We start from the raw sequence: 11,346 nt of genomic DNA on the forward strand, positions 1-11,346 counted from the left end.
TATCAAGGCACAATTGCTCTATTCGACCCCGGTCTTCAACTGTTTTTTGGTCAAGCACTAACCTACTCAACAGTTGACTATGTTTCATTACTTCTGGTATTTTGTTCATAAATTTTACTCCTAGAACATAATTTTGATAAATTTATTTAACAATTTAAGAAGGAAGTCAAGAAATAAATCGTATTATTTTTGGTTGAAAATATAAATTAAAGAAGTATAAATTAATTACTATAATAATCTTACTTTAGTTGTGAGATATCCTATATTTTTAAGCAACAGGGAATACGGAATGTGAAATATCGAAGCAGTAAAATTAAAGTCCTTTGTGCGACATTCTTTCTATAAATTAGAAATAACATAAATTAAACAAATTTTAGTGTTACTGAAAAATTAGGTCTAAAGTCTCGCCCTTCTAGGGCGACTTTTGGATCGTTTTTAATTGATTTTTATAGATATGTTATAATACTATGAGTTATCGAGTGCCCCTCGGTAACTATAAATGGACGCGGAGGGGTAGCGTCAGACTTAACGTATTAGTTAGCAGTATTCGATGTTAGCGGTTAGCAGCAGCTATGCGACAGTAAAACGTCAACCTGCCGAAGAGCTAAGGTTCAGTAAGAATCCCCATACCTCTAGCTATGCTTTATAAACATCTTTCTTAACATAAAACTTGACAAAAAACATCAAATGATATTTTAGAGGCTGAAAGCTCCTAGTGCCGTTGCGATCGCAACGACAAAAAAACAACTTTTAGGAGTTCACAAGTTAGTCAATTTGTCAAATTAGCAAAACCAACAAAATGCTTGTAAGCTTTTGAGAATAGGCATTATCCACTTTTGTAAAGAATTTTGCTTATAAAGCATAGGTTCCTTTAGGCCGGGGAGGATGTCAATGAGCTTAGTGTCTTCTTAACTTATAGAAAGACCTAAAGCTGGCGATTTTAATAACTCTAAAATCTAGAAATTGAGCTAAGAAATTTGAAATAGGAACGAAACTAAGTCTCCTTTGCCCAAAGATATTCGATCGCCTGGTCTCAGTTTATGTCGATTTCCTCTTGCCAAAGAAGTATTATTGACATAAGTACCATTAGAACTACCTATATCTTCAATATAATAAGTATCTCCCTCTACTCTAATATCGGCATGACTACGAGAAACTACCTCAGAATCAGGAAATCCAGAAACATCAATATCTGGTGGTACTCGGTCGTTAGGCTTACCTATGTGAATTACAGATAAATTAACTGGTAATTCAATATCTGTATCTGTTCTAATATGAAGTAACTTGGCAGACTGTTTTTGTAACTGGGTCTTGGCCGGAATTGGAGTTCCGACCGTAGGAGATGGAGAAGTTACGACAGGAGTATTAATAGCATTAATAGTTTGTGGGGGTTCCTCAGTAGGAACTGGAGTATTAATGTTGCTAGATTTTTCTAAGTTTGGCGTACCAGAAACTACTATAGGTTCTGGAGTCACTAATGGATCTGGTGAATATAAGTCAGGTATGCCTTCAGGAGATATACCTGCATCCGTACCAGATACTGGTGATACTATGGTTGGCATCACTGCTGGATCGGTTTGAGATAAAACTTGACCTTCCTCTGTACCAGCACTAACTTTCAAATCAAAGCCACATTGACCACAAAAGGCAGCATCAACTTGAACTGTTGCCCCACAGTTAGGACAATTCGTAGTTACAGGTAAGGGAGTGTAACAAGCTTCACATTGTGTTGCTCCATCAGGATTCTGATGATTGCAATTCGGACAGACAATCATTGATCTACTCCTCGTTATCGGCCAGACGATCGAAACACCGACATAAGAATCATACTTATTTTTAACTTTCAGATTCTATAGTAATCCTAATTCTATTGTATTGTATAGCTAATTTGATATTCCTCTGGCTGTTGCCAAAGGGATTCTAACCTACATTCCGCACGACAAAATGTAGCATAAAAATATAAGTCAAAAGTCATGCATTAAGAAAAAATTATAGTGGTCATACAGAAGTCAACGATTCCGCAAGTATTTATGCTTAATATTTAACTGAGAATTTGACTCCCGATCAAGGTGAATGAAGATAATTTATATAGTATAAATACTTAAGCAAGCTACGGATTTTATACTAATTTTCATGCTACAAATTGAAGTGCAGAATGTGGGTTTTAAGGGGATAATAAAGAAAAATTTGTATTATTAATTGTTGAAAGACCGTGGTTCAACAAATTGACTGTATAGGAGTACTGTTGGGGGTTGGAAACAATCTAGATAAGTGCCACTCAAGCAGTAAACCTAAATCGTAAGGTTTGGAAATCTCTCGTTAAACTCCTGGATTATAACGAGGGAGGATGTCAATACTGTCCTTGCCTTAGCCTAACACTTAACCAATGCAGGGCTGACATTTTTTGTTCTTACAGATTTTTTTGAGGTTACCGAAAAATTGGGTTTAAAGCCTCCCCCTTTTAGGGGGACGCATGTGCTATACTTAATATATGTGGCAAAGGTATTCAACCACTCTAAAAACCTAGCTACTAATCGTAGCAAACTAGCACCTTGAAAACCAAAGTTATGGGGTTTTGCACAGGAATGCTTGTGCATGGAAAAGCTTTAAGCACCAAGTACCAGAGAACCAAAGTTTTTTAAGGTTTGAACTGTACCGTAGGGCATACGGGAACAGGCTCTTGAAATAGAGCAAACGCTTGGGGAGAGAACCATCTCTGGCTTAGGTATCGCTTGCGTATCTGATTTAAGTGGACTCATTGAACCAAGAATCCTGGTTTCAGGAGAATCTCCGCGCCTTTAGGCCGGAGAGTATGTCAAATCACTACTTAAGTATTAACACCTGTTAGTAACCAATGTAGTTCTCCTTTAGACTGAATCAGGCGACTAGGATATTTCATTTCATCTTCACTTTCTGCAAATACTCGATCCAATGCAGCTTGCTTATCTGCACCAGAAACTAGAAATATAATGCAACGAGCCTGATTAATTAGTGGAACTGTAAAAGTCAATCGTGGTTGGCCATCTTTATTTCCTACAGTAACAAGGCGATCGCTGATTTGTAAAGCATCTGTATGGGGAAATAAGGAAGCTGTATGGGCATCACCGCCCATTCCCAGCAAAATCAAATCAAAACTAGGAAAATCTCCTGGTGATACCTGAAAAAATTCTCGCAAATGAGCATCATGGCTTGAGGCATCAGCTTCAGGGTCTCCAGCTGCTGTAGGCATAGCATGAATATTTGTTGGTGGTATAGGCACTCGGTCTAACCAAGCTTGCCTAGCCATTTTTTGGTTACTATCTGAGTGGTCAGGATCTACATAGCGTTCATCGCCCCAGAAGACATGAATTTTATCCCAAGGTAGATTTTGAGTTGCTATGGACTCATAAAGTGGTCTTGGAGTATTACCACCTGCTAAAGCTATAGTACATTGGCCTCGCTGTGAAATGGCCTCTTGCATTTTAGCCAAGCAAATTTCTAAGGCTTGCTCGATTAACTCTTCTTTACTCTGTAGTAATTTAACCTGTTTGTTCATTTGACGTTTATTTGTGTTGTGCTAAAATATACTTACCCAAATAACAATTCTTTGATAAATTTGGGTATCAAAGTCATGCTACAGCGATTTTGATTCAGAAGTCAGTTTATCTCGTTACTTCAAATAATATTAGTATTTGCTTAAGGTATTTATGATGGGAAAATTTAGGTGGTATAAGTTTAGTAATTAATGATTTGGAAAAAAAGTTTTTGAGCGATAAATAAATAATAGTAGCTCTGTTTATTGTTGCTGACTTGATGCAACTTTTCCAGATCTTTAGTTCGATTATTAGAAAATAAACAAAATTTATTATTGGCTCGAAATATTATATTGGCCTAAAAAAAATCCTAATATCTGAAAAAATTCTAGTGTATTTCTCACAAATAAAATTTTCTAGTTATGACGAGATTAATGCCAGGGAAAAACCATTAATAAAAAAACAAAACCTATGTCTACTCCCAAAAAATTACCCAATTCCATACGCTACTTTCGAGCCAGATTTAGTCATCTGACGAAACCCTTAGTTTGGGGGCCAATTGGTGTTGCTTCTTTAGTGCTATTATTTGCTTGGGAATTAACAGTTCATCCAGAATGGTTGGCTATTGAAGATGATGATTCAGTAACAAGTGGAAATACTATCACTGAAAATTTATCTCCAGAAGAAATTTCTATTATTAGCAATATTGATAGTTCTTCAGTTTTAATAGAAGATTTAAAAGATGCTGAAAATTCTCAATTTAATTCTTTAGTAGTTCCTGATAAAATTTTACCAAATGAGCTACAAGAAGAAAGTAAAAATGAATTAGCTCCACAAAAAAACCCTACAAAATCTCAAGAAAAATTAACGCTCCCTCAACCTAAAACAAAAATTCAAAATCTTCCTACTCAAAATCAATTAGACAATTCTCTATTATTAACCACTCCTATTTTACGCAGTCTTAATATATTAGACGAAAACAATCAGGAAGAGAAAAAGGAAAAACCTGCAAATCCTCTACAGAATGCTTTAGATGATTACCAGCGGTCTCAAAATCAATCTCAAGCATCCTCAATTTCTCAGTCTCAAAATAATAATTTTAACCTCTATCCTACTGAGATAAAACCTAGAGATATTACACCTTCTCCTTTTCCTGGAATTGCAACATCCAACAGTTATCAATCTCCACAAAACAATAATTTGAATTCACCTTTACCACCGATAAATATTAATCAACCAAAACCTTATTATACAGATTTATCTGGTACGGCAAATCAAAACAATAATCCCAGAAATTTACCAGGATATAATAATTCTCTTCAAGGGCAACCTACTAATCCAAATTTACCCCCATTGCCAAGAGTGCCTAATAGTTTAGCTAATAATCAAAATCGGATAAATGGAGTTAACAATGGAAGAGTTCCTAACTATTATGGTAATCAAGGATATCCGCAAAATCAGCAACAGCAATATAACTATGGAGTTAATCCTAATCAGGTAAACCAAAACGTACCATCAAATCCTTCTAATAACCCTTTTTCTAGACGTAATAATAATTTTAATCGTGCATATGGCGAACGTTGGAATAATCCTTTTTAACTAGCTATTATCTTTGTAGCTATCAGCTATTAGCTTTTAGAACTGGGGGTAAAAATTTCTGGCTTCTTATAAACTGTTTTACCGAACATGATATAACAACTTACTTTCTGTAAAATTCCAATTCATTTAATTCAACCGAAAACCTGCTTTAATTTGGTAAGCATTTAGCTATTAGGATTTCCTACGGAATGCTCCGCAAACAGCATTTCTGTTTCTCATGGTACGCTTTCCAGATGTATGAACGTATTTCTTTTCTGCGGAATGCTGCACAAAGATAACTTTGAATTCTCCTTACTAAGGCAATAAACTAATAGCTGATAGCTGATAGCTGACTGCTGAATGCTTACTTAATTTGAGTAAATTTCATCAACTCATTTTGAATGCATGATGTTGGTAATAATACTATTCTCTTACTTGTTAATACAGTACAATTTTCAATAGTAACGGATAACGCAGGAATCATATTTTGCTCTAATTGATAAATAATTGTATCTGCTAAATTATACTGACGAATTAATTCTTTATCGGCTACATATCTAGGATTATAAGCTGTTAGATCGAGCAACCAAAAATCTATTCCATACTTCTGAATAAAATTATTAACCTCTTCTGGGTTAGAAGTATATTGAGCCTGAATTAAATCCTTTGCTCTTTGACTAAACTGAGCATAATATTTTGTATGGTAAGGCAAACTATATTCCTGAGCGACTAAGGTAGAACGTTGGGCAAAAGTAGGAATATTATCTGATTCTTTAGATATGGAGGCAATTAATATATCTTTCGGTTGTGCTAGTAAATATTCATATAGTTCTATTTCTTTGCCTTTAATGTAGAACTGATTATCTATAGTTAGGTCTTGGGAAAAAGGAATAATACTTAAGACCGCTAATAATAAAACTGTGCAACTGAGATATATTCTTTGTGGAAAAGTCAAGCCATTTTTTAGCTGAAAAATAACTTGATTCAAATAACTATCCAACCATATTGTTAAAGCAATACCAGCAGCTATTGGTATCATTACTCGCATACTATGATAAATATATCTATTTGGAAAATGAAGCTGAAATAAAAAAGCATGAGCTAGGAAAAATAATCCAATAGATGCTAGTAAAATTTGAACTAATATTTCTACCTTAAAAGAAACTTGTTTTGCCAGAGGAAATTTTTGACTTTTTCCGAGTATAAAAGGTAAGAATAATGAAGCGATCGCTAGTGGAGATAAAAATCCTAAAAATAAGATGCCACTCCTTGGCCCTATTAGCCAAAAAATCAAAGGATTTTCGTGAAAAAAGAATGCTCTACCATATTTACCATCAACATAATTAAAAATTGGTTGTAATTTAGCTTCCGCAGCAGTAATAATTGACCCGAATTCCGTAGCAGAAAATTTGTATGGTAGAAGTATAATTGCAACAGTTATGATTGCTCCTAACCATAGCCAATAATTTAGGCGGACTGAAGTAAATTTTAACCGTTTTTTATCGTAAGAAAATAGTCGAATAGTTAAGATACTTACTGATAGTAAAACAGTATGAGGATAAAAAACTGCTTGGAGAGCGATCGCTACTAATACAGGAAAGAAAGAATTTCGGAGTAAGTAATATAAGAATGCTAAAAAAAGTGTAGAAAAAAATGCTCTGGGAGTAGCAGAAACTAAGTCATCTTCCATCCATAAAGTTTGATTTAAAATCAATGAACTAAAAAAACCTACCGCTGGAATAGGTAGAATTTGTAAACTTATTCCAAAACAGTAAATTGTCGAAATTAATCCAAGAAATATTGGTAATAATTTACCTAAAAAAATGGGGTCGATACCTAAAGATGTGATGAGCCAATAAAAAGTTTTATATCCCCAGGGAGCTACTGATTGAAAATAGTCAGCAATGAAATCTTGAGGAAATAATTCTGCATCTAAAAAACGACGCATCCAAAATATATGTTGTCGTGCATCATCTTGGATGAAATATTCACTTTGGAAGGATACTTTGAGAGATTCAAAACCATAAATTAAGACAATAGCTAAACTTAAACCAAACCAAAATATCCCGCTTCGATTTATCAAATTTTTATGTAAAATTGATAAAAATCTAGTTATTTTTAATTTAGATATTAAAGGATTTGTCATATTTGATTATAGATTAGCGATGTTGTAAGACATGATATGATTGCCAATCGTTGTTTAGTATGAATCATTTCTGCCAATTTATTGTAAATTCTGAATTTTAACTTTTAACTTTTAACTTTTAACTTTTGAATTTTGACTTCATTTCTAACTTTTGACTTTTGACTTTTGAATTTTGACTTCATTTTTGACTTTTGACTTTTGACTTTTAACTTCATTATGGAGCTACTGATTGAAAATAGTCAGCAATGAAATCTTGAGGAAATAATTCTGCATCTAAAAAACGACGCATCCAAAATATATGTTGTCGTGCATCATCTTGGATGAAATATTCACTTTGGAAGGATACTTTGAGAGATTCAAGACTATAAATTAAGACAATAGCTAAACTTAAAGCAAACCAGAATATCCAGCTTCGATTTATCAAATTTTTATGTAAAATCGATAAAAATCTAGTTATTTTTAATTTGGATATTAAAGGATTTGACATATTTGATTATAGGTAAGCAAACAGCCGTCAGCACTTCAGCAATCAGCTATTACTTTTAGTTTTAGGTAAAAGCTTTACTAATTGAGTCAGAATTAAATCTTACTATAAAAGCTGGCAAGTTTATATTCATTAAAACTCCCTCAAAGTCATGAATACGAGATAAATAATTTTAATTATGTAAAAAAGGATCTAGGTTTTATTAGAAAAGCAACTCATACTTTAGCATTATAAGCAGAAGGAAAAAGAGGTGGTTGTAATAAAGGAAAATTAAATTATTGGGGAGGGGCAGTGAATCTTCACATATTACCGAAAAATAGTGGTTTAAAGCCTTCTCTTTTAAGGGGATAATCAAGAAAAAAATTTCCTTTTAACCAATCCTATCCGTTTTTAAGAAGAGGTAATTAGGGCTTGCTGATTAAATATCAAAGTATTGACTTATATTGGTTTGATGGTTTTTAGGGTCGAATTGCAGTGCCTGGTTTTCAGTTGAAAATGCTCAAAAAGTTAGGATTTTGACAAGACTTGGACGCAGAAATTAAGGGGGAAATTTTTCCAACTACATCCTCTGTAATTCCCATTTATTCTGAATTGCTGAATTGCTGAATTCTGACTCCTACCCTCACCCATAAGACTTTTGAGCGCAAACCCTAATTATTCATTATTAATTATTAATTGTTGAACAGACCTACCTATATTTTGCAGGTCTTAGCAAAAAGCTACAATATTTCAGATTACCTATTTCATATAAATAATAGTCTTCAGAGCAGAGTCTTTCGGTGCTACTTCTATCAATAAATGACATGAAAAAAGTCGTACCAAAGAATAAAAAGGTAGGCAAATGTTACTTGGATTACCCTTAATCTTCAATTGCTCAACATTTGTACACCCTAGTTTTGAACTCTCAAAATAATTGTGTCTAAAACCCTACCTTTTAATCAGTTATTAGTTAAATTTCTGGTTTGAGTAAAATCATAAAAATACAGTAATAATTAAACTTCTAACTTTTGAATTTTGACTTTTGAATTTTGACTTCATTTTTGAATTTTGACTTTTGAATTTTGACTTTTGAATTTTGACTTGATTAACGAGAGGCTCTTACTAACAATAATACAGCTACTCCAAGACCTAGAAAATTTGGTAGCCATCCAGCCAAAAAAGGAGTCAAAACCTCTTTTTGCCCCATTGCTCCTGTCAGAAAAGAAAGTAAATAGTAGCCGAAAATAATTATCACACTAATACCAAAGCTAGTACCTCTATTTGCATTTCTCTGAGATCTAATTCCTAAAGCTGCTCCTACTAAACCCAAAACTAAACAAACAAATGGTACGGCAAACTTTTGTTGAATTCTGACCTGAGTTTTAACAATTTTCCGATGATTTCCACTCAGTCGCATTAACTCCAAATATTCATAAGATTGAGGAATATTCATCTGTTGGTAAGTACGTCTCTTACCTGCTAAATCTAAAGGGGCCGTAGAAAGCTTTAATTCTTGATGGTCAAACTTAACAATATTACGGTAGGAGCCATCTGGAGATACTATATAAATAGTCCCATTAAACAAGTCCCAAATATTTTCTGCTGGATTCCAGGTTGCTGACTCAGAGGACACAATTTGGTCAACCCCATATTGGGAACGATCTATAATAGTTACTCCCTTCATATACTTACCATCAAACTTTTCGGCATAGAATAAACGAGTCAAGGTATCTTCCTTGCTTCCGTCTGGCCGCTCAACTTTGCCAAATTCTGGATAGATAATATTTTTTTCCCGAAAAGGAGGATCTTCTCGGTCCAAAGTTCTCTCTAAAGTCAGAGATGCTTGATAATTAGCATTGGGTACAATTACCTCATTGAGGGCAAAAGTTAAACCAGTTACCGTCAGACTGAATATGACTGTAGGTATCACCATTCGATAGACGCTAATGCCACAACTACGGATAGCAACTACCTCACTATTGCTAGACATCTGACTGTAAACCATGAGGGTAGATAACACCATTGCCATCGGGAATGCCAGGCCAATAAATTCTGGCATTTTTAATAGAAATACCTGAAGGGCAATAGAAATAGGTAGTCCAGATTCTGTAACTTTTCGGACCAACTCAAACATTGCCCCTACTGTTACCCCGATAGATGAAAATAATCCTACACCAAAGAGAAATGGCCCAATTAATTCTGTAATGATGTAGCGATCCATGACTGAAATTTTGGGTTCCAGTCTTTGTAGGAAGAATAAAGATTTTGAGATACTGCGCTCCATATAGTTCAGATTTAAAGTCAAGTCTACAACTGAGAATTGAAAGCTAGTGCCACTATGCACAAGTCAAAAGTCGTAGGGGCGTTAACGATAGTTATGCGAAGCAAATGCCATTGGCTAGCGCAGAGCTGCCGCTAACGCCCTCAAAAGTATTGATTTGTAATTGTTTTTGGATTTTGTAAGCAGTTATTTCCGCCATCCTGCACTAGGTTAGCTTTTTAATTCTGCCCCGATTAATAGAGGTGTTTTAGGATATTATTTAAGGTTAGCTTAATCTGAATAAAAGTGCTGAAGCCGAGAAATTACCATTTCAGTTATCAGGGAGCAAGATGCTCCCACTGCTATTTCTCATAATCAAAATAATTCCAATGCACTACCATGATATGCAGCACCACGTTTATTGTTGCTCGGTAGTATCAGTTTCAAAGTTAACTCCTTCATATAAAACTTCAATAGCAGAAGTAAATTCAATACTAGATAATGTAATTGACTCTCCTTCTGTATATGCAGAATAATGCCAAATTTTTCCCTCGCCACGTTGATAAATTTCTACAGACATTGATTTTGAGTCTACTAAAACATATTCTTGCAAACTGGGAAATTGACGATAATATTTAAACTTATCGCCGCGATCGTATTTTTCTGTACTGGGGGAAAGAATTTCAATAATTACTGTAGGATGTTCGATAAAGTCATGAGATTTTAAATCCTCAGCATTGCAAGTAATAACTAAATCAGGATAAAAATAACGACTATTTTTACCATCCTTAACTTTCACCTCCAACAGATTAATTCGACAACTTTTTTGATGAACAGAGGGATATAAAGTACTACATAAATTGAGAACAATATTATTATAAGGAATATTTTCTCTTGTCATAGGTAAAATTTCTCCATCTATATATTCATGGCGAAATTCTTGTTTAGCTTCCCATTCTAGATATTCTTCAGGAGTCATTTTTTGATAATCTTTGCGTTGATTAATCATGTTTTTCTTCAGTTAAATTAATTGTTTATATCTTATCATTAAATCTGCTGTAATTACTATTATTGTTATAATTGCTGTAAAGAATTATCAAAAAAAATATGGCTGAAATTACTATAAATGAAACAAAATTGAAAGAGTTGTAGAAAGTTGCGATTATTTAGTTACTGCAAGAACAAAAAGAGGAATTTTATGAATTTTTAGCAGAGTTATTAGAAGATATTTTAATGAAAAAAGCTATTAAAGAAGGTGAAAATACTGAAACATTTAGTCGGGAAAAAGTCTTCAAAATTTTCAAGAGAAAGCTATGAATGTTGAATTTAGAAAAAGCCCCCGCGCATCCCCCAACTTTGGGGGACTTTTAGCAGCTAATGGATTCTT

The 11,346-nt window shown here is 34.0% G+C and carries 7 protein-coding genes; 1 reads left to right on the top strand and 6 read right to left on the bottom strand.

Features of this window, described 5'->3' with window-relative positions; translation table 11 throughout:
* Window positions 1-968 precede the first annotated feature (968 nt).
* Together AC3DU7_RS12990 and pgl are read right to left on the bottom strand one after the other, a co-directional pair.
* On the bottom strand, window positions 969-1,775 hold the full coding sequence (locus tag AC3DU7_RS12990) for a double zinc ribbon and FHA domain-containing protein (RefSeq protein ID WP_488039760.1): 807 nt from the start codon (window positions 1,773-1,775) through the stop codon (window positions 969-971).
* A gap of 1,052 nt (window positions 1,776-2,827) precedes the next feature.
* The gene (gene pgl / locus AC3DU7_RS12995) at window positions 2,828-3,535 is read right to left on the bottom strand and encodes a 6-phosphogluconolactonase (protein WP_488039761.1); all 708 of its coding nucleotides are present in this window, start codon (window positions 3,533-3,535) and stop codon (window positions 2,828-2,830) included.
* A 448-nt stretch (window positions 3,536-3,983) separates the two neighbouring features.
* On the opposite strand from pgl, the gene AC3DU7_RS13000 reads away from it, so the two are divergent.
* Window positions 3,984-5,111 (top strand): hypothetical protein, encoded by a 1,128-nt coding sequence (locus AC3DU7_RS13000; protein WP_488039762.1) that lies wholly within the window; start codon window positions 3,984-3,986, stop codon window positions 5,109-5,111.
* Between the two features lie 343 nt (window positions 5,112-5,454).
* Here the strand turns inward: AC3DU7_RS13000 and AC3DU7_RS13005 are convergent, their stop codons facing one another.
* The 4 genes from AC3DU7_RS13005 to AC3DU7_RS13020 all read right to left on the bottom strand — a co-directional run bounded on the left by AC3DU7_RS13005 (window position 5,455) and on the right by AC3DU7_RS13020 (window position 10,968).
* Window positions 5,455-7,236 (bottom strand): hypothetical protein, encoded by a 1,782-nt coding sequence (locus tag AC3DU7_RS13005; RefSeq protein WP_488039763.1) that lies wholly within the window; start codon window positions 7,234-7,236, stop codon window positions 5,455-5,457.
* A 214-nt stretch (window positions 7,237-7,450) separates the two neighbouring features.
* Window positions 7,451-7,723: a hypothetical protein gene (locus AC3DU7_RS13010; RefSeq protein WP_488039764.1), complete on the bottom strand. Its 273-nt coding sequence runs from the start codon at window positions 7,721-7,723 to the stop codon at window positions 7,451-7,453.
* A 1,081-nt stretch (window positions 7,724-8,804) separates the two neighbouring features.
* On the bottom strand, window positions 8,805-9,983 hold the full coding sequence (locus AC3DU7_RS13015) for an LptF/LptG family permease (RefSeq protein WP_488039765.1): 1,179 nt from the start codon (window positions 9,981-9,983) through the stop codon (window positions 8,805-8,807).
* 394 nt (window positions 9,984-10,377) lie between these two features.
* Window positions 10,378-10,968, bottom strand: coding sequence for a Uma2 family endonuclease (locus AC3DU7_RS13020; RefSeq protein ID WP_488039766.1), 591 nt, complete (start codon window positions 10,966-10,968; stop codon window positions 10,378-10,380).
* Between the last annotated feature and the right edge of the window lie 378 nt (window positions 10,969-11,346).

The organism is Okeania sp., from assembly GCF_983059655.1.